General features: G+C 63.1%; 17 protein-coding genes. 14 read left to right on the forward strand and 3 right to left on the reverse strand.

Annotation, left to right across the window (positions count from 1 at the left end):
• Positions 1–129: 129 nt before the first annotated feature.
• Complete coding sequence (locus PLJ71_19530) at positions 130–1,188, forward strand: M42 family metallopeptidase (GenBank protein HQM50883.1); 1,059 nt, start codon at positions 130–132, stop codon at positions 1,186–1,188.
• Positions 1,189–1,217: 29 nt separating this feature from the next.
• On the opposite strand, the gene PLJ71_19535 is transcribed toward PLJ71_19530, so the two are convergent.
• Together PLJ71_19535 and PLJ71_19540 are read right to left on the reverse strand one after the other, a co-directional pair.
• Positions 1,218–2,903: a ribulokinase gene (locus PLJ71_19535; protein ID HQM50884.1), complete on the reverse strand. Its 1,686-nt coding sequence runs from the start codon at positions 2,901–2,903 to the stop codon at positions 1,218–1,220.
• A 183-nt stretch (positions 2,904–3,086) separates the two neighbouring features.
• Entirely contained in the window at positions 3,087–3,587 is a 501-nt protein-coding gene (locus PLJ71_19540; protein HQM50885.1) for a hypothetical protein, read from the reverse strand.
• A 243-nt stretch (positions 3,588–3,830) separates the two neighbouring features.
• Between PLJ71_19540 and PLJ71_19545 the strand changes: the two genes are divergently transcribed.
• From PLJ71_19545 to PLJ71_19555, 3 genes are all read left to right on the forward strand, one after another.
• Positions 3,831–5,744, forward strand: a complete 1,914-nt coding sequence (locus PLJ71_19545; GenBank protein HQM50886.1) for a DUF4091 domain-containing protein — start codon at positions 3,831–3,833, stop codon at positions 5,742–5,744.
• Positions 5,745–5,778: 34 nt separating this feature from the next.
• Positions 5,779–6,375 (forward strand): hypothetical protein, encoded by a 597-nt coding sequence (locus PLJ71_19550; protein ID HQM50887.1) that lies wholly within the window; start codon positions 5,779–5,781, stop codon positions 6,373–6,375.
• Between the two features lie 234 nt (positions 6,376–6,609).
• Positions 6,610–7,026: a GxxExxY protein gene (locus tag PLJ71_19555; GenBank protein HQM50888.1), complete on the forward strand. Its 417-nt coding sequence runs from the start codon at positions 6,610–6,612 to the stop codon at positions 7,024–7,026.
• Positions 7,027–7,083: 57 nt separating this feature from the next.
• Here PLJ71_19555 and PLJ71_19560 read toward each other — a convergent pair whose 3' ends face one another.
• Positions 7,084–11,313, reverse strand: coding sequence for a VCBS repeat-containing protein (locus tag PLJ71_19560; GenBank protein ID HQM50889.1), 4,230 nt, complete (start codon positions 11,311–11,313; stop codon positions 7,084–7,086).
• Positions 11,314–11,773: 460 nt separating this feature from the next.
• Between PLJ71_19560 and infC the strand changes: the two genes are divergently transcribed.
• The 10 genes from infC to PLJ71_19610 all read left to right on the forward strand — a co-directional run bounded on the left by infC (position 11,774) and on the right by PLJ71_19610 (position 19,155).
• The gene (infC, locus tag PLJ71_19565; GenBank protein ID HQM50890.1) at positions 11,774–12,430 is read left to right on the forward strand and encodes a translation initiation factor IF-3; all 657 of its coding nucleotides are present in this window, start codon (positions 11,774–11,776) and stop codon (positions 12,428–12,430) included.
• 221 nt (positions 12,431–12,651) lie between these two features.
• Positions 12,652–12,849, forward strand: coding sequence for a 50S ribosomal protein L35 (gene rpmI / locus PLJ71_19570; GenBank protein ID HQM50891.1), 198 nt, complete (start codon positions 12,652–12,654; stop codon positions 12,847–12,849).
• Between the two features lie 63 nt (positions 12,850–12,912).
• A complete protein-coding gene (gene rplT / locus PLJ71_19575; protein HQM50892.1) occupies positions 12,913–13,269 on the forward strand; it encodes a 50S ribosomal protein L20 in 357 nt (118 codons plus the stop codon).
• Between the two features lie 11 nt (positions 13,270–13,280).
• Entirely contained in the window at positions 13,281–14,009 is a 729-nt protein-coding gene (gene hisA / locus PLJ71_19580) for a 1-(5-phosphoribosyl)-5-[(5-phosphoribosylamino)methylideneamino]imidazole-4-carboxamide isomerase (protein HQM50893.1), read from the forward strand.
• Complete coding sequence (locus PLJ71_19585; GenBank protein HQM50894.1) at positions 14,006–14,863, forward strand: prephenate dehydrogenase; 858 nt, start codon at positions 14,006–14,008, stop codon at positions 14,861–14,863. The genes hisA and PLJ71_19585 overlap by 4 nt, the downstream gene beginning before the upstream one ends.
• Positions 14,860–15,486 (forward strand): dTMP kinase, encoded by a 627-nt coding sequence (gene tmk, locus PLJ71_19590; GenBank protein ID HQM50895.1) that lies wholly within the window; start codon positions 14,860–14,862, stop codon positions 15,484–15,486. Before PLJ71_19585 ends, tmk begins: the two co-directional genes overlap by 4 nt.
• On the forward strand, positions 15,483–16,571 hold the full coding sequence (gene holB / locus PLJ71_19595; GenBank protein ID HQM50896.1) for a DNA polymerase III subunit delta': 1,089 nt from the start codon (positions 15,483–15,485) through the stop codon (positions 16,569–16,571). Before tmk ends, holB begins: the two co-directional genes overlap by 4 nt.
• A gap of 24 nt (positions 16,572–16,595) precedes the next feature.
• Positions 16,596–17,540, forward strand: a complete 945-nt coding sequence (ricT, locus tag PLJ71_19600; GenBank protein HQM50897.1) for a regulatory iron-sulfur-containing complex subunit RicT — start codon at positions 16,596–16,598, stop codon at positions 17,538–17,540.
• Positions 17,537–18,322 carry a TatD family hydrolase gene (locus PLJ71_19605; protein HQM50898.1) on the forward strand — a complete coding sequence of 262 codons (786 nt, stop codon included), beginning with the start codon at positions 17,537–17,539 and terminating at the stop codon, positions 18,320–18,322. The genes ricT and PLJ71_19605 overlap by 4 nt, the downstream gene beginning before the upstream one ends.
• 5 nt (positions 18,323–18,327) lie before the next feature.
• Positions 18,328–19,155 (forward strand): AAC(3) family N-acetyltransferase, encoded by an 828-nt coding sequence (locus tag PLJ71_19610; protein HQM50899.1) that lies wholly within the window; start codon positions 18,328–18,330, stop codon positions 19,153–19,155.
• Positions 19,156–19,367 lie beyond the last annotated feature (212 nt).

Below are 19,367 nucleotides of genomic sequence, written 5' to 3' on the forward strand. Positions count from 1 at the left end.
ACTTGGACACGTGCTGTGCCTCTTCATTTCACCTGAGCGCTTTTCTGCGGCGTCCGTGCGATACCGCCCGCGCTTTTGGTATCCTACGGCGCTTTCACGTGAGAAACCGTACAACGGAGATATTGGCGCATGCGCAAAGAATCGCTCGCGTTTTTGAAGACGCTCGTGACCACGCCCAGTCCGTCGGGCTTCGAAGAAAGAATACAGGCCGTTTGCAGGGACTACGTCAAATCTTACGTTGACGATGTGTACAAGGATGTGCACGGCAATCAGTACGCGGTGCGAAATCCCAAAGGCAAACTGCGTGTCATGCTGGCGGGCCACGTCGACGAGATTGGCCTGATGGTCAACGATATTGATGAGAACGGTTTTCTGGGATTCGTCGCGATCGGCGGTATTGACCCGTCAGTTCTGGACGGTCAACGGATCATTGTTCACGGGGCGCACGGCCCGGTGCCCGGCGTCGTCGGCCGCACTGCCATTCACCTCATCGAGAAAGAAGAGCAGGGCAAACCGCTCAAACTCCACCAGCTCTGGGCCGACATAGGGGCCAAGGACCAGAGAGATGCCCAGAAAGTCGTCGCTATCGGCGATCCCATCACGGTGGATGCAGGGTTTGTTGAATTGCGCGACAACAAGGTCGTGGCGCGGGCGTTCGACGACCGGATCGGCGCCTTCGTGGTGCTGGAGGCCATGCGGCTCATCGCCAGGCGCAAGATCCAATGCGCGGTCTATTGCGTTACGACCGTGCAGGAGGAAATCGGTTTGCGCGGCGCCACGACAAGCGCTTACGGGTGCGCCCCTCACGCCGGCATTGCCGTGGACGTGGACCACGCCACCGACTATCCCTTCGTTGACGCGCGCAGGTTCGGCAAGCAGAAGATCAACGCGGGCCCGGTCATTTCGCGCGGGCCGAACATCAACCCCATCGTGAACCGCCAGCTCATCGCCGCGGCGAAGAAGCACAATATCCCCTACCAGGTGGCGGCGGCGCCGCGCGCCACGGGCACCGACGCCAACGCCATGCAGCTCAGCCGCCAAGGCGTCGCGACGGGGCTCATTGGCGTGCCCAACCGCTACATGCACTCGCCCGTCGAACTGTTGTCTCTCACGGACGCCGAGCACGCCGCGCAGCTCCTGGCCGAATGGGTCTGCTCGCTCACGCCCAAGACATCGTTCATACCCTGAGGCGATGACCCCGATGCGCTTTCGGGGCGTTATTTACGGGCCTTTGCGCGTATCTCGAGCAGGCGTTTCATGATGTGATGCAGGTTGCCGGACCAGGATTGCGTGCCCAGGGCGTCGTGCAATGCCTTGTACAGCGGATACAGTTCCTGATAGACGCGGCGCGCCCTGGGGCCGGGCGTGTACTTCTTCGCCTTTAACCCCGTCATGGCTTTCTGGGCGGCCGCAATGCTGCTGTAGCCGCCCGCCCTCTTGCCCGCGACGACGGCGCCGGCAATGGCCGCGCCCAGGGCGCAGGTCTGCGCCGAACGCGATATTTCCATCGTGCGGCCCATGATGTCGGCGTATATCTGCATGACGAGGGGATTCTTCTCGGCAATGCCGCCGCAATTGATCACGCGCCGGATCGGGACGCCGTATTCTTCGAACCGGTTGATGATCGTGAGGGCGCCGAACCCGGTCGCCTCGATCAGCGCGCGATAAATTTCCGCCGGCGTGGTATAGAGCGTCTGCCCAAGCAACAGGCCCGTCAGGCGTTGATCGACCAGGACAGTGCGGTTGCCGTTGTTCCAGTCCAGCGCAAGGAGTCCCGACGCGCCTGGAGCGATTTTCGCGGCCTCTTTCGTGAGTGCTTCGTGGGACCCTGCCTTGGGGCCGCCGGGCTGGATGTAGTTGACAAACCAGTTGAAAATGTCGCCCACGGCGGACTGGCCCGCCTCGAGCCCGATCGCGTCCGGCAGAATGCTGCCGGGGACGATGCCGCAGAGCCCCGGTATATCCGCGGGCGGGCGGGCCATCGAGGCCACCGCCATGTCGCAGGTGCTGGTGCCGACGATGCGCGCGAAAATGCCCGGCTGGATGCCTGCGCCAACGGCGCCGAGATGCGCGTCGAACGCGCCGGCGGCCACGGGAATCCCTTCCGGCAGCCCCGTCTTCTTTGCCCACGTTTTCGACAGGCCGCCGACCTTTGTGTCGATGGCGAAGGCTTTGGCCTTGAGCCGCTCGCGAAGCACGCCCAGTGCCGGGTCCAGTTTCGACAGAAACTCCTTATCGGGATAGCCGCCCCACGCGTCGTTGTACATGGCCTTGTGTCCGGCAGCGCACACGCACGCCACGTAGCTGCCGGGGGCTTCGTTGCCGGTCAGCATGGCGGGGATCCAGTCGGCGCACTCGATCCATGAGTACGCGGCCTCAAACACCTTGGGATTGGCCCGCCTGCAGTGAAGAATCTTGCTGAAGAACCATTCGCTGCTATAGGTGCCGCCGCATTTTGCGAGGTATTGGGGCCGGTCGGTCCTGGCCATTGCGGTAATTTCTTCGGCTTCCGCGATGCCCGTGTGGTCTTTCCACAACCATGCCATCGCGGCGGGCTCTTTCGCGAAGCGCTTTTGAAAGGCCAGCGGGCACCCGTTCTCGTCGATTGGCAAGGGCGTGCTGCCCGTCGTATCGACGCCGATGCCGATGATTTGGTCCGGGCTGAACCCTTTGACCGCTTTCTTTGCGGCAGCCAGCGCCTTGGCGATTGCCACTTCGGCGCCCTTGACGTAGTCGGCCGGGTGCTGCCGCGCGAGGTTCGGGTCGTTGCTGAGAATTACGCCTTCCTTGCCGTGGGCATAATTCCAGACCGCCGTGCCGACTTCGCGGCCGTTCGCCACGTCGACGACCAGGGCGCGCACCGAGTTCGTGCCGTAATCAAGGCCAATGGTGTATTTGGGCATGGGTCGCTCCTTTCCGCTCGCATTCCAAAGCGGGAACAGTGCCGATTGCATCAGGCGCCTCGCATGACGAGACCGGCCTGTCCCCGTTCCCGTGCGTTCCTCACCAGCATTTGCGCCGATGCAGGCTAGTCTAATAACCGGACGGCCTTTCCGCAACCCGGTTGCGTTCACGCCAAGAATGGTTTATCCGTTCCCATATTCCCAGAAGAGACCGAAGACGGTGAGCAGCACAGTGAATTGAAACAAGAAGACGAGCCAGAGAGGAGCTTTGCGCCGGAACGCCGCCAGGATGGGCCCCCACAAGAAAGCCGCCCAGACGAGGAAGACAACCGCCGCGCCCATGCTCAACTCCGAGTGTGCGTTGGCGCCCGCACCGGGGCCCATGCGTTCGAGGGCGTATTCGTGGGCAGGCCATGTCAACAGACTCAGGGGCAGGCCGATGAGGTACGCGAAGAGGCCGCCGAACGGCTCCCTCAGTGGCTTGAGCGCGCCGCCCCATTGCAGCATGCCGCCCACTCCAAACGCTGGCACCAGCGCCGCGTAGAAAAGCAGGATAACCGGGCGGAACCGGCCGTGGTTGGGCGCTTCGGGTCCGGGCTCGTTCTCGGGTGCGGTTTCACCCTTCGTCATCGTCTCGTTGGGGTCCATCGCCGGTCTTCTCCGCCGGTTGCGTTGCGGAGCCATGATACCCGAAATCCCGCGGCAGGTATCGCGCGGCGAAGACAGGTCTTACCCATCTACCGGTTCTCAGGGGGAATGGGGCGGCGGTTGCGGACCGTCTCCGCAGCCGGCGGGGGTTGCGCGGAACGTCCACAGCCGATATTCTGGCGCGTGGTGAGGCCCGTTGGCTCTGTCTTGCGGATACCCGCTTCCCGGTTGCAGGGGCGGCGCCGGGGACGTCAAAGAACAAGAGGATAGGAGCATTCCATGAACGCCAAATCTCTGTTAACGCTTCTGGTCATTGTGTGCGCAACCGCGTATGCCGGGGAACAGGCGGTCCTGACCGTTTGGACGCCGCCGCCGCTCGCCAAGGTGTTGCGCGACGCGGTTCCGCCTCCCGAGGGACCCCAGCCGCTGCTTATCCAGGGTGCGCGCAACGAAACGGCCAGCGCACAGGCGGCCGTGCGGCCGGCGGCCGATATCGAGGCGGCCGGCGTGTCCATCACGGACCTGAAGCACCGGGAGACGGGCGCGGTAATCCCCGCGGGGGCCGTGACGCTGCAGTGGGAGCGCTACATTGCCATCGATCGCAACTCGGAAGGGCTGCCCGAAGATGAACTTGTGGCGAAAGCGCCCAACAGCATCCCGGACCCGTTCTGGGAGGGCGCGAGCATCCCGCTGAAGGCTGGGGAGTCCCAGGCCGTCTGGCTCGAGGCGCATATTCCCGAAGACGCGGCGCCTGGCGATTATGAGGGTGTGTTGGCGGTTACGGCGGGCGATATTTCGGCCCAATTGCCTGTTATCCTGCACGTCTGGAACTTCGCCATGCCCAGCGAGCGGCATCTCTCGGTTGTGAACTGGTGGCGTTTTCCTGGATTAGGGTTCGAGGACAAGATTCCCGCGTATTCCGACGAGTACTACCGGTTTCTGGGCGAATGCTGCACGTTTCTGGCGGCCCACCGCCAGACCGACATCCAGTCTTCGCTGAGCGAACTGGTACAGGAGGTCAAGCAGGCCGACGGGGCCGTTGGGTATGACACCTCGCGTTTCGAGCGTTACGCGGCAACGGCGTTCGAGCACGGCATCCGCCAGATTCATCTGCACGCCGTGGGGCAGCTTGTTGGGCCGCACGTTTCCCCCGAGGGCCGCGCGGAGGCGGTCCCCGCGGCCATGAACCGCCTGCCCGCGCTCGAAGCCGTGATCCAGAAGAACGGATGGCAGGACCGGGTCGCCGTAAACATCGCCGACGAGCCGTTCATCAGTCACGAGCAGTCGTACGCGGCTGTCGTAGACCAGGTGCACAAGATGGCGCCGAGTGTGAAGGTGATCGAGGCGGTTGAAGCCGAATACTTCGGCGAACTCGATATCTACGTGCCCAAACTGAGCCATCTCAACCTCTGGTACCCGCGGTTTCAGGAAGTGCAGCGCGAAGGCAAGGAACTGTGGTTCTACACCTGCTGCCACCCCGTCGGGCGCTATCCCAACCGGTTCCTCGATCAATCGCTGCTGAAAGCCCGGGCGCTCCACTGGATCAACTACCTTTACGATCTCGACGGCTACCTTCATTGGGGCCTGAACCATTTTTACGGCGACGAGCCGTACACCCAGGAGGCGATCAGCCAGCGCCTGCCGCTTGGTGACCGCGCGATAGTCTATCCGGGCGAGAACGGGTTTCTCGGCTCCCTGCGGTTGAGCACCATGCGCGACGGGTTGCAGGATTTCGAGTACCTGTGGGTGCTCGAGGATGGGCTCCGTCAGCTCAAAGAACGCGTCGGCGAGGATGCGTTCTGGCTCGACCCGCGCCAGCGTCCCCTCGAACTGTGCCGCCGCGTGGTCCAATCGTTCTACGACCATACGCGCGACCCCGATGTGCTGATGAAAGCGCGGCGCGCGATCGCCGAAGAGATCGAAGCCCTGCAGAGCGCGCCCTTGCTCGTGGTCCAGACCTCGCCCCCCGAAAACACCTTCGTGCCGGCGGGCCCGCGGAACATCGGCGTGCGCGGCCTCGTGGCGCCCGGCGCATCGGTGACGGTCAACGGCAGCGCGGTTGCGGTTCGTGAAAGCGGATATTTCTGTATGACGCATTTCATGCCGGGGGACAAACCCGTCATTGCCGTCACCGTGGAGGAATCGGGCGAGCAGCGGTCAGCGGCGCGATCGTTTATACTGGAAAGAGAATAGCGCTGGGGAATTTCCGGACCAGAGGAAAAACAGAATGGCATACGCTCCGGAAGAGCATGCTGACTCGCTGCGCCGGGAAGCCGATGCGCTTCTGGAATGGTCGGGCCTGGATGGCGTGCTCCGTGGACACGGGCAGGTTCATCTCACCGGCAGCTACGCTCTCGAGCTGATGGCGTGGCGCGACCTCGATATCCACATGGTATTGTTTGAAATATGGGACCCACTCGATGCCATCTTCTCCCTCGGCCACCAGATAGCCAAACTGCCCGGCGTGATTCGCATGAGCTTCGGCAACCATCTTCGCAAACCGCGTCCCAAACTCCCCGTGGGCCTTTATTGGGGCGTTCGGATGCTGCATCCCGACAACGGCGAGGAGTGGAAGCTCGACATCTGGGCCGTGGACGAGGCCCAGATACGCCAGAATAAAGCGGTCATGGAGCGCATCCGGGCCGCGCTTGACGAACAGTCGCGCCGCCTCATTCTCGATATCAAGCGCGCCATCCTCACGAAAGAGGGCCGCACGCCCGTCCTCAGCGGCATCCCTCTCTACGAGGCAGTGCTCTTCGAGGGCCTTCGCGACGAGGCGGCAATCCGCGAATACCTGCGGGCACAAGGAGTCGAAGGCGTCTGACCCCCGCCAAGAGAACGGACAGGATTTACACGAACTACCGGATAAGAATTCAAATCTTGTGAGTCTTGTTGTTCATGCCGGCGGCATCTCGTCAAGCGCACTGGATTCTTCCGCTTAGATGCTATAATATGCATATAAAAAGTGTGTCCAGACGGGCAAGACAGGGGGCAGGAATAGGCGTAATTCTTGGAATCTACGAGCTCAAGAAGACAAACCCTGTTGCTCCCGTAAATCATGTCTACTGAAACAATGGACATCGACGAATTGACCTATCAGATAATCGCGTGTGCCTACCGCGTTCACTGCGCGCTTGGGCCGGGCTTTCTTGAGAAGGTATACGAAAACGCTTTGCGGATTGAATTGGAGGAGGCGACGCTGCAGGTTGCGCAACAGGTGCCCATCCCCGTCAGTTATCATGGCCGTGTCGTCGGAGATTTTTACGTTGACCTGTGGATCGAGGACCGGGTGCTCGTGGAATTGAAGGCCGTGCATCAGGTGGCCAAAGAACATGAAGCGCAACTCGTCAACTACCTTCAGGCAACCGGGGTGGAGAACGGCTTGCTCATCAACTTTGGACCATCGGTCGAGGTGAAGCGCAAGTTTAAGACGTGGAAGCCGGTGACAAAGAGACCAGAACCGCCGAACAGATAACGGAAGAATGGATGGAATAGACTTGATTTACATGATTGCCAAATCGTGTGAATCGTGTTAATCATGTCCCAAGACCATCGCACATGTGGCGATATGCCCGTCGTTCGTGCCGAAGACTACGGCATGCTCGCCGAATAACGCGAGGATCTTTGTGGGAGTGGCCGGGAGCCTGGCCTCACGCACGGGCTGTCCGGCAGCATCGAGCACGGTCACGCTTCCTCCTTCGCCGCCAATGACGATCCAGGGAGAATCGCCGCCCGCGGGCGTGATGCAGCAGAGGGTCGTGGGCACGAACGGCAGCCGTCGAGACCACAGTCTCTCGCAGGCGCCGGTCAGCGCGACGACGAGGCGGTCGACCGTCGCGACGGCGATATCGGGGACTCCGTCGCCGGTCAGAACGCCAATGTCGATGTCGCGCATGTTGACGTAGGGAATGGATTTGCCGGGGCCAAAGCTCGCGTCGTATTCGGCCGTGCCGTCGGGACGCCACACCGTGACGCGGTTCCACACGCCGTTGACCTCGCTCATGAGCTCGTTTTCGCCGTCTCCGTCGAAATCCTCGAAAAAGATGTGTTCGCGGTTCATGGCCGACCAGCCGGGCACGTACGTGTGGCCTTCGGGCACCGAATCGTAACCGCGCCGGTCCGGGTCGAGTGAAACGCTGTTGATAATGCCCAAGGTGTTGCCATCGTTGAAACGGCGCGCCGCAAGCAAGGTATGCGACCCGTTTGGACCGGGAATCAGCTTCATCACGGATACCTTGCCCCAGAATTGGGGCATGCGGCGCACCAGTTGGCCGGTTTCGTCGAGGATCTCGAGTGTGCAGGCCGATCCTGCGAACGCCATGGGCTTGTCGTCGATAAAGGCGCCCGAGTAAAGCCCGTGAATGCCCTCGTGGCCGGGTTCCGACTTGAACCAGTACGTCTTAGCCGCACGATACACCGCCGGGTCCATCTCCGACACGAACACCCACTTGCGGTTGCCGTCGCGGTCGAATGCAATGACCTTTTCGTCCGCGCAGCCCGCGAGCAGCAACTGCGGCTCGGGCCACCAGCGGAGCATGCGGATGAGGCCATCGGTCTGGAACGTGGCAAGCGCTCCTCCGTCCGGGGACAGGGCGTGGACGGTCTGGCCCTCGGCCGCGTAGAGACGCGTGCCCGCCTCATCCGGCGCCGCCACGAGGTCCACGATGGCGGCATCCCCGAGCTTCGCCGCAGTAACCGGCAGCGCTGGGAGAGCCTCTTCCGCTGCGGGGGCGGCCGCTTGCGCGCTCTGCGCGGCGCGTGCCCGGGCCTGTTCCACGCACGCGGTTAACCACGCGCGCAATGCCGGGAGCGTTGGCTCGGGCGCGGGCGCAGGCCGTGTCTCGGGCGTCTGGGCGGCATCGTCCGCGAACGCGAACACCATCTCGCCCGCGGCCAAGTCCCAATCGAGGTCCATGGGTTCCTCGCTCTTAAACACGGGGCTCTGACCGGGAACGGCGAGTTGATGGACTCCCCGGCCATAGAAATGCTCGGACGACAGCACGGCGAACTCGGCGTCGACGCCCTCGTACGTGCCCGCCGTGACCAGCGTGGGCTCAGGCGCCAGGAAGACGGCGGCGTTGTCCGCGAGGCGCAGACACGCCACTTCGGGACTCGACTCGGCGGGAATGCCGGTGACCAGCGAGACGAAGTACTGTTTCACGCCGGCGCGCGCCGGTCCGAACCACTGCATGGTCGCCTCGGGTCCGTCGCGCAGGATGTCCACGTCTGACGCCGTGCACACCACGGGGATGCGCGGCGTGGAGGCCTCGATGGCGCGGTCCAGGCGCATCTGGCTCGGCCGTTGAGGGTCAGCAGTCCAGTTGCCGCCCTTGGTTTCCCACAGCAGTTGGACTTCGAGGTTTCTGGTGTCGGTGCGCGGGGTCAGTTCGTCTATTATCACCGAATACCGCCCTTCGCGATGGACCAAAGCCCGCCGCCAATCCGTATAGGGCATGTCGGGCACTTCGCCGACGGCGATGGCCGTCTGGCCCAGTACCCGGTGATGCCTGAGCGCGGCATTCATGGCGATCGTCTTTTCGGTGAGGCCGTCGGCGCGGATACGGAGCTGGTTCAGGTAGCCTTCCAGCAGGGTCACGCCGTCCAGCCGCAGGGCGAGAATCGTGAAGGTGTGGTAGGGGTTGCGCGACGCGCCGTTGAATCCGTCCAGCAGAATGAAATCGCCCGTCGCATCGGTCCGGTTGCGGTAGCTCATGAACAGGAAGGACTCCTCGAGAGGAAACCCATTGTTTCGCCACTGCCACATGGGTTCCGGCATGGGGTTGATCCGCCACGCGCCCGCCATATCGGTTGGCGGCACGGGCTCGAGGCGTTCTTCCGGCCAGTACGATTGCCCGAGGCGAAAAACAGACGTGTCGACCCCCGTGCGGTTCCGGTACGTGAGCCAGCGTCCGTCCTGCGTGAGATACGCGGCTTTGTGCAGGAACCCCAGCGAGGCGTATTGCAGCGCCCAATCGCGGTCTTGGCCCGAAGCGAGGATCTCGAGTCCGCGCAGGAGTTGCGCCGCCACGCCATTCTCGAGAGGCACGCGGTCGCCGGTCAGCAGCATGTAGGTGAATATGGGCGCAATGGCGGTGTCGTACCAGAACAGATTGTCGTTCTCGCCGCTGACCCACGCATGTTCGTGCAGTGAACTGAACTGATTCGCGCCGTTTTGCTCACACACGGGCCAGAGCGGGTCGTCGTAATCCTTCGCGAAATAGCGTCCGAGACAATACATCGCGATGGAGGTCCGCTGTCCGTGCCGCGAACCCACCTGGGAGGGGGTGGCCGCGTACGGTCCCGTGTACGCCGCCCGGATGCCGGGATGGTCGAGCTGATGGGCGAATGCGCGGGTGACGCGAAGCCGCTCGTCATCTGTGAAGACGGGACTCTCCTCGATGAGGTCCCAGAACAGGATCATGAGGTGGGCGTTGTAGTGATAGGGTCCGCTGAGGGGGGCGTCCTTGTTTTCGATGCGTTCGCCGTCGATCTCGTCGATCTCGGCTTTGGCCTGTTCGCCGGGGAAGGCCAGGCGGATGGCCTCGCGCGCGTGGAACGGGTCGCCGGTCATGTAGTACATGGCCATCCGTTTGCTGATGCTGTTCCATCCGAAATACCCGATCGACCCGTATCCCGCGGACGCCTCCCATGTTTCGAACTGCCGCAGGTCCGTGGGGACCACGATGCCCTCGCCCAGTTCGATCTCCATGAGCCAGGGCAGCGTCAGCGCTGGCGCCCGGGGCGTCTCCGAGATCCGTTTTGAAAACGCCGCCGCGGCTTTCTGGACCCCCGCCGCGTCGCTGCCGCCAAGAAACACCACGTTGTGGCCGCCCCCCACGGGGTTGTGGAGCGTGCGGACCACGTACCCGCCGGGACCGGGATACCGCAGGTCGAGAATCGTGTAATACCGCTCGTAGAGCAGCCCGATGAACCGGTTCGTGGACCGGTTGCCGATGGCGACGATGTTCTGGTCAAAGGGGAGTCCCACGGCGTCATCGGAGACAACGGGCAGCTCGGTTCCGGTGCACGCCTTGATCGCGGCGTTGACGGCGGCAGCCTGCCCGGCATACGCCGCGGGGGCTACGATAACGCCCGCCGCCGTGCCCTCGTTGACCAGCACTGTCTCGAGGTACAGCGGTTTGAGGATTTCAAGCTCGGGGACCTCGGGGGCGCTTGACAGCGCCATGACAGCCGGGAGCTCGCTTACCGCCGCCAGCGAGACGTTATCGATGATCACCTGCGGGACAGGCTCGCGGTGGGTGTAAAGATAGAGCACGGCCTCCTGAGTGCCCTCCGGCGCGACCGCACCCACCTCCACGCGCTGATAGTGATCGCCGAGACCCGGAATCAGCGGGCGCTGGACATATTCGCCCGAGGGCAGGAACCGCAATTGGATGTACGCGCCGCGCGGAGAGGCGTCTTCGACGGCCTTCACCGACACCCCCGCCAGGTACGGGGTATTAGGCCCGGCCGCGACCTGCTGGACGATTCCCAGCTCCTCGCCGGGATGGCCGTCGGCGAGCAGGAGGGCCTTGTTTCCGGCGTCCGGCGCGTCCACCAGCGAGAGTGCCCGTCTTTCGTCAAGGGCGCCGTACAAATCCCAGCCCGCAGGCGCGCCGGAGTCCGACATCCCATCCTCGACCGAGGGATTCCGCAGCAGGTTTGTTTCGCCGGCGGCGTTCGCGGGGAGGGACATCAAAACCGGAACGGCATACACGGCGATTGCGGAAAGAAGCGATGTGCAACACAGTGGGCGGGTCATGGCTGGCTCCTGTGAGTATCGGGACCGTTGCAGCACGTTTTCCGCAGTATCGGTTTGGCGGGATGGCATTTTCAACCGGCGGGCCGCGAAGAGACCTGTTCAACGAGGAGGCGCCTGTCCCGGGCCCGGCCCCGCTCAAGGCGCGATTCGGAGAACCTGTCAAGCCATTTGCTGACCTTACCGGAGAATTGACATGCCACGGACGCATTTGGTAAAGTACGCCCGCAGTTTAAGAAAGAAGAGGCGCCGGCTTCTCACCCTGCGGCGGATTTTGAGCCAGCCAGCAGGGTCATGTTGGACCATTTCTGCGTGATGCGTAGTGTGTCGCGGCAGGGAGCAGGCGCTCTTTGCCGCGATTTTCGTTTTGCGCGGCATAAACAATGGGTACCTGTGCCCGGGAACAGGATGGGGAATTCCCCAGGGAGGATGAATTATCGCCAGGACAGATGGAACCGGCCGGATACGGATTAATGAACGCATTCGTGCCCGGCAAGTGCGCGTAATCGATGATGAAGGAGAGCAACTGGGCATCATGAGCCCGGAAGACGCGCTGCGCGAAGCGGAAGAGCGGGGTTTGGACCTTGTCGAGGTCGCTCCGAATGCCCGGCCGCCGGTGTGCCGCATACTCGACTTCGGCAAGTACAAATACCAACAGAGCAAGCGCGCAAAGGAATCCCGGAAGCATCAGCATGTCGTGACCGTGAAAGAGATCAAGTACCGTCCGAAAATCGACAAACACGATTTCGACTACAAGACCAGCCATGCCCGTGAGTTTCTTGAATCGGGAAACAAAGTCAAACTCACGATTATGTTTCGCGGGCGCGAAATGACGCATCCGGAGTTCGGGCGCGAAATCTTGGCGCGCGTGGTCGAAGCCACGACTGACTTGCTGGACGAGCCGCCGGACGCCAGCCGGGCCCGCCTTGAAGGGCGCAATATGATCCTGATGCTGACGCCGGGCAAGAACGCGCAAAAGAAGTCGCGCCAGGCAGCCCGGCCGAAGCCCCAAGCGGAAGAGTCTCCGGAAGCCCGGCAGGAAATCGTACAGGAAGCCGGGCACGAAGCCGGGCACGAAGCCGGACAGGAAGCCGGACAAGAAGCCGGACAGGAATTGTAGTCGCGGTAATACGCCGCGTGTGCATTGTTTGAACAACGAACTGCAGGTTTGCGGGCAGCAAGCGCCCCCTGAGGGGGTGCAGGATGCCGGAAACGCACTCAGAGCCGAAATCGGTGAAGGGGGCGTTTCGTGCGTGCAGCCCCGGCGGCGAGGCCGGGGGGCAGAGGAAGCCATTATCGAGGTCATCCTGCCTGTAAACCATGCATAAAGGAGGACATAGAATGCCGAAAATGAAAACCAACAAATCCGCTTCGAAGCGGTTCAGCTTTACAAAGAAGGGCAAGATCAAGCGGCATAAGGCGTTCGCAAGCCATTTGAAAACCCACAAGTCCGCCAAGCGCAAGCGGGGTCTGCGAACCGCCGCTATCCTGGGGCCGGAAGATTCGGCCCGCGTGAAGCGGATGCTGCCCTACGGCTGAGGTCTCCGGGATTGGAAATGCTCCCCCGTCCGTAGGACGGTCAACTTTGCAAGGAATTGAGTCATGCCACAAGCAACAAACGCTCCTGCGTCGCGCCGCCGCCGCAAGAAGATTATCAAACTGGCTTCGGGATACCGTGGAAGCCGGCACCGCCTTCTCAAGACCGCCCGGCAGGCGGTCGAACATTCGGGCATTTACGCCTACCGCGACCGCAAGGTGCGCAAACGCGAGTTCCGCAAACTCTGGATCGCGCGCATCAACGCCGCGACACGCGCCAACGGCATACCGTATAGCCGGTTTATTCTCGGCCTGCGGAAGGCCAATATCGATGTCAACCGCAAGATGCTTGCCGACATGGCGGTATCGGACGAAGCCGGATTCACGAAGCTGGTAGAATTAGCCAAAGCCGAACTCGATTAGGCGAGGCGATCATGCGAATTGTACCGGCCGTCGATATCCGGGGTGGGCGTTGCGTCAACCTGGTGCAAGGCGATTACGACCGGGAAACCGTGTTCTCGGACGAGCCCGTCGACCAAGCCCGCCGGTGGTTTGAAGCGGTCCGCGGCTTGATTCATATCGTCGACCTGGACGGTGCGCGCGAGGGCCGCCTCTGCGCCCTCGGCGTGTTGCGGAACCTTCACGAGGCGGGTATCCCCTTCGAGATTGGCGGCGGCATTCGCGCCATGGCGGACGTGGACTCCGCCGCCGCCGCCGGCGCCGGCCGCGTGATTCTGGGCACGGCCGCTTACCGCGACCCTGAGTTCCTTCAACAGGCTATCGCCCGGTACCCGGGAAAAATCGCCGTCGGAGTGGATGCACGCGACGGCCGTGTCGCGCTGAGCGCGTGGCGCGATACCACCGACAGGGACGCCGTGGAATTCGCCCGGGATATGCAGCGAGCAGGCGCCGCCCGCATCATCTATACGGACATCAACAGCGACGGCATGATGAAGGGGCCCAACTTCGCCGCAACCGGGGCGGTGGCCAGAGCCTTGACCATTCCCGTGACCGCGTCCGGCGGGGTCTCGTCTATCGAGGATGTGCGGCGCTTGAAAGAGCTCGAACCGGATGGCGTCGATGAAGTAATCATCGGGCGCGCCCTTTATCTTGGGGCCATCAACCTGGCGGAGGCCGTCGCCGTCGCGGAGGGAGGTTCGTGACCCAACGTTATGGCGCCGTGACCATCATTGGCGTGGGATTGCTGGGCGGTTCCCTCGCCCTGGCCATGAAGGCCAGAAACATGACGGACATGGTGCGCGGCGTGGGGCGCAACCCCGCGACGCTTGAGAAGGCCAGCGCTCTCGGCATCATCGATGCGTCATACCTGGAACCTGGCGAGGCATGCCGGGGCGCGGACCTGGTTGTGATTTGTACGCCGGCGGGGAGTGTGCCGGCGGTTCTGGACGCCATCCGCCCGACGTGTTCGAACGCGGCGCTTGTCACCGATGTGGCCAGCACCAAAGCCGTCATTTGCAGTCACGCCGCCCGCACCTGGCCCGCGCCGTTGCGTTTTGTGGGCAGTCATCCCATGGCCGGCTCGGAGAAGTTCGGACCCGAACACGCATCCCCGGCGCTCTATGAGGGCTGCGTCACCATCGTCGATGCCAACCCGGCCGCGGCAGAAGCGAGACGCGCGGTCACCGCGCTGTGGGAAGCCGTAGGCGCGAAGGTCGTCGTCCTCGAGCCGGCGGTGCACGACGCCCTTGTCGCGCGCACCAGCCATATCCCCCATATCGTGGCGGGCTGCATTGCGCGGCTGGCCGCAGCGGCGGGCAATGTCACGCCCGTGGTCGGGACGGGGTTCCGCGACGTGACCCGCGTGGCGGCGGGCCGGCCCGAACTCTGGCGCGACATCTGCCTCACCAACCGGACGGCCATCGCCGAAGGTCTCGAGTTGCTGGAGCAGAACTTGGCCGAGGTCCGGCGCATGGTAGCCGAAGGCCGCGCCGGCGAATTGGATGCCTTCTTCGAGCAGGCCCAGCAGGCGCGGCGCAAAGCATTGGGAGAGCCATGAAAGGGGCGTTCATAACGCTGGAAGGCGTCGAGGGCTGCGGCAAGACTACGCAGATGTCCATGCTCCGGGACCGCCTCGAGGCGGACGGACATCGCGTTTTGCTCACACGTGAACCCGGCGGGACGCCTATCGCCGAAGCGGTGCGCGACATCCTTCTCGACCCCGCTAACACCGCCCTGTCTCCCGTGGCCGAGTTGCTGTTGTATGAGGCTGCACGCGCGCAACACGTCGCCGAACGCATCAAACCCGCCCTCGACAACGGCATCATCGTCATATGTGACCGGTTCGCCGACAGCACGACGGCCTACCAGGGCGCGGGCCGGGTGTTGCCTCTCGATACGGTGCTGGCCCTGCATCGCGTGGCTACCGGAACAGTCTGGCCCGACCTGACCATCGTGCTGGACATCCCTGCCGAGGCCGGGCTCAAGCGCGCCGCCGCGGCGCGCGACCGCGACCGCATCGAGCGGGAACCCCTCGCGTTTCATCAGCGCGTGCGCGCTGAGTTCCTGCGCATCGCCGAGGCGGAACCGGAGCGCGTGAAAGTCGTCGATGCGTCTCAACCGCTTGAAACCGTTGCCGAGGCCATTTATGCACACGTAAGCAAGGTGTTGGAGCAGCCGTGAGTTTTTCGGACATTAGAGATCAGGAAGTGGCCGTTCGCCTGTTGCGGCAGATTCTGCGCCGTGGCCGTATCCCGAACGCGATGTTGTTCTGGGGCCCGGGCGGCGTCGGCAAGGCGCTGACCGCCCTGGAGATGGCCAAAGCGGTGCAGTGCAAGCAGCGGGGGGACGACGCTTGCGGCGAATGCCTCCAGTGCCGGAAGGTTGCCAGCGGAAACCACCCGGACGTACGGGTCGTCACGCCAAAGGACAAGACCCGGCTCATCAAGAAGGAGGCGATTGAGGAAATCAACGAGATCTGCTCGTTGCGGCCGTACGAGTCGGAATGGCGGATCGTCATCTTCCACGACGCCGAACGCATGAACGCGCCTGCCCAGAACCACTTTCTCAAGATGCTCGAGGAACCCCCGGGGCGTACCCTGTTCATTCTGGTCAGTGAATTGCCGCGCGAGCTGCTCCCAACCATCCGGTCGCGATGCCAGATGGTGCGGTTTCGAAGCCTTCGGCCCGAAACGGTTCTGGCACTGCTCCAACGGGAGCGGGAGTTGCCGCCCGACAAGGCCGAATCGATCGCGGCGCTCTCGCAAGGCCGTATGGACCGGGCCTTCGATCTGTTGGATTCGGACAAGCGCGAGCTTGTGTTGCACATCGTCGCCCAACTGAAAGGCGGCGCGGATCCCGTTGAGCTCTCGGAGGAGTTCGCGAAACGCCTCGAAGCCCAGCGAAAAGAGGTTGAGGCCGTTATTGACGCGGAGCTGAAGATTAGTGCCGGGGAAACATTCGGCATCGAGGACAAGGAGGCCATGAAAGAAGAGCGCCTGGCCCTTACCCAGGCAGCCTTCCAGCGTGGTATACTCGATTATCTGTTCCTGTTGGAAACGTGGTACCGTGACGAGATGGTCTACGCGGCCACGAAGAAAGAAGGCAGCATTTTCAACCGGGACCACCTGGACGGCGTCCGTGACCGGCTCTCCACCGTGCCGGAGAACAAGATCGAGGCGGTGGAGAAAGCGCGGTATTACCTCGACCGGTTCGTGAATGAGGAACGCGTGTTTCGCGACCTTTTCTTCGCTTTGGCGGCTGATTAGCGCCGAGGGAGGAGTGTGATATAGATGCAGACCGTGAAAATCCGTCTCCGCAAGCCCACGCGAGTGTTCACCTTCTTGTCTGAAGACATCCCGTTGATACGCAACGACAAATGCATCGTGCGGAGCGATCGCGGCCTGGAATACGGCATCTGTATCGTGCCTCCCGAGGACTGTCCCGAGGGCATGAAGGAATTGGTCAAGATGAACGTCGTGCGCCGGGCTTCGCTGGCCGACGAAAGCACGTTCAACCAGATCCAGCGCGAGGAGGACCGCGCGAAGGGAATCTGTGCCCAGAAGATCGCCCAGCACAAGCTCTCGATGAAGCTGGTCGATGTCGAATACACCTTCGACAAACACAAGGTCATCTTTTACTTTACCGCCGCAGAACGGGTGGACTTCCGCAAACTCGTGCGCGACCTTGCCCAGGAACTCAAAACCCGCATCGAGTTGCGCCACATCCAGGTGCGCGACGAAGCGAAGCTGGTGGGGGGATTGGGTGTGTGCGGGCGCGAACTCTGCTGCGCGTGCTGGCTGACGGAATTCCAGCCCATCTCGATGAAGATGGCTAAGCGGCAGAGCCTTTCGCTGAATCCGTCGAAGATCAGCGGCCAGTGCGGCCGCTTGCTGTGCTGCCTCGCCTATGAGAATGACCAGTATCCCGATCCGCGCAGAATGAAAGCGGCCGCACACACGTCAGCCGAGGCAGCCTTCGAGGAATTTGACGATACCTCGGAGCTCGACGACACGGAGATAACCGAGGAAGTGGGGGAAGAGGTGGTCGTCGTCAGCAATGCCGATCTAACGGCGCTCGAGGACGCCGTGCAGCCTCCGGAACCTGCTTCGCCGCCACAGCAGACGGAACAGGCGGGCGGGCATAGGAAGGGCAAACGGCGTTCGCGGCGGCGGCGGCACAAGTCCAAGAAACCCTTGGGTGACGCCCCGGGCAACACAGGCGGTGCCCCTACTTGACGGGCTTGGCCGACACGCATTGCCACCTCCAAGACGCCCGTTTTGATGAAGACCGCCCCGAAGTGCTCGAGCGCAGCCTGGCCGCGTTGGACTGGCTGCTTGTCGTCGGCGACGATCTGGATACCAGCCAACGGGCCGTGGACTTGGCGGGGGACCGCGTGTTCGCGGCGGTGGGCGTCCATCCCTACCACGCTGATCGCGTGGACGCCCGGGCCCTGGAAACGCTGCGTAACCTTGCCGCGAACAAACGCGTCGCCGCCATCGGAGAAACGGGCCTCGATTACTACCGGTACGCGGAGACGTCGCGGGAGGAACAGCGGCGCGCCTTTGAGGCCCAGTTGGAACTCGCCGCGGAGCTCGGCCTCCCCGTAGCCGTTCACAACCGCGACGCCGACGGGGACGCAGCGGCCGTCCTCGCGAACGCGTGCGGGCGAGTGCCGGGAGTCGTGATGCACTGCTTTGGGAGCGGGGCGCCGTTTGCTGAGAAGTGCCTCGAATTGGGGCATTACATCTCGTTTGCCGGGAATGTCACCTTTCCGAAGGCCGGTTCGCTTCGCGAAGCCGCTGCTCTTGTTCCGATGGACCGGCTGCTCGTCGAGACCGACAGTCCCTACCTTGCCCCCCAGCCCGTGCGAGGCAAGCGGTGCGAGCCCCATTACCTCAAATACACGGCGGCATGCCTCGCGGAACTGAAAGGCGTTACAATCGAGACGTTCGCCGAACGGACGACCGCAAACGCCGCCCGCCTTTTTCGGCTCGACGCGGACGCGCGGCGCGAGTGACGAAGATGTGGTTCAATGCAAACAGATGGACACCGGACCGCCTTGCCGAGCAGCTGCGCGATATGGGCGTTGACGCGGGCGACCGCCTGTTTGTCCACACCGGGCTGCGCAAGACACGCATTACGCGCGACGAGGTGCCCAACCTTTTTGCGGCGTATCGTGAGGTACTTGGGCCCGGCGGCGCGCTGTTCTTTCCGACGCACACCTACTCGTGCCGCGGCGCGGTGGGGTGTCCCCCGTTTCACCCGGATTTGCGGTGCGACGCCTCGATCGGCATCTGGCCGGAGCTGGCGCGGAAACAGCCGGGCGTTATCCGCAGCGCCAGTCCCACCCATTCCGACGCCGGCATCGGCCACGGAGCGGCCGAGATTCTCGCGGGACACGACCGCGTGCAGCCCGTGGGAAAAGACTCGCCTCTGGACCGGCTTCAGAAAGCAGGCGCCAAGGTGTTGCTGATCGGCTGCGGATTTGAGTCTTGTACGCTGCTGCATCTGGCCGAATACTACGCCAATGTGCCGTATCTTTATCTCCCCTGCGCAGGGTTTGATTCCGTCGGGATCGTGGCTTTGCCAAACGGAGACGTTGAAGAGCGGCCCGTCAAGATTATCCCTGGATGCAGCCGGGGATTCCCCAAACTCGAGCGTTCTTTCCGCAAGGCCGGGCTTATCCGCGACGGACAGGTCGGGAAAGCCCGCGCCATGCTTTGCGAGATGCGGCCCTTGCTCGACGCCGCCGTCGAACTGTTGCGAGCCCGGCCGATGGGGTACCTGTGCGACACGTCTTGCGCCACGTGCCTCCTCCGCCGCGAACGGTCACGCCCGCCCGCCGGTTGAACAATTCGCCAGCGCAGGCGTCTCGCCCGGATCGGGGACCTTGCGCCCGCAAGAGTGGGCCGTGCCTCCCATGAGTCCCATTCCTGGCGCCATAGGCGCCGTTCCGGCAGTATCGGGCCGCGCCATGGTCTGCAAGGCCAGACGGCCGGGCCTGACGCAGACGCCCCGCCTGCTGGACTTGCCGGACCGTCATTTGCTATAATCGATAGCCG

This window comes from Candidatus Hydrogenedentota bacterium (genome assembly GCA_035416745.1).
GTDB lineage: Bacteria > Hydrogenedentota > Hydrogenedentia > Hydrogenedentales > SLHB01 > UBA2224.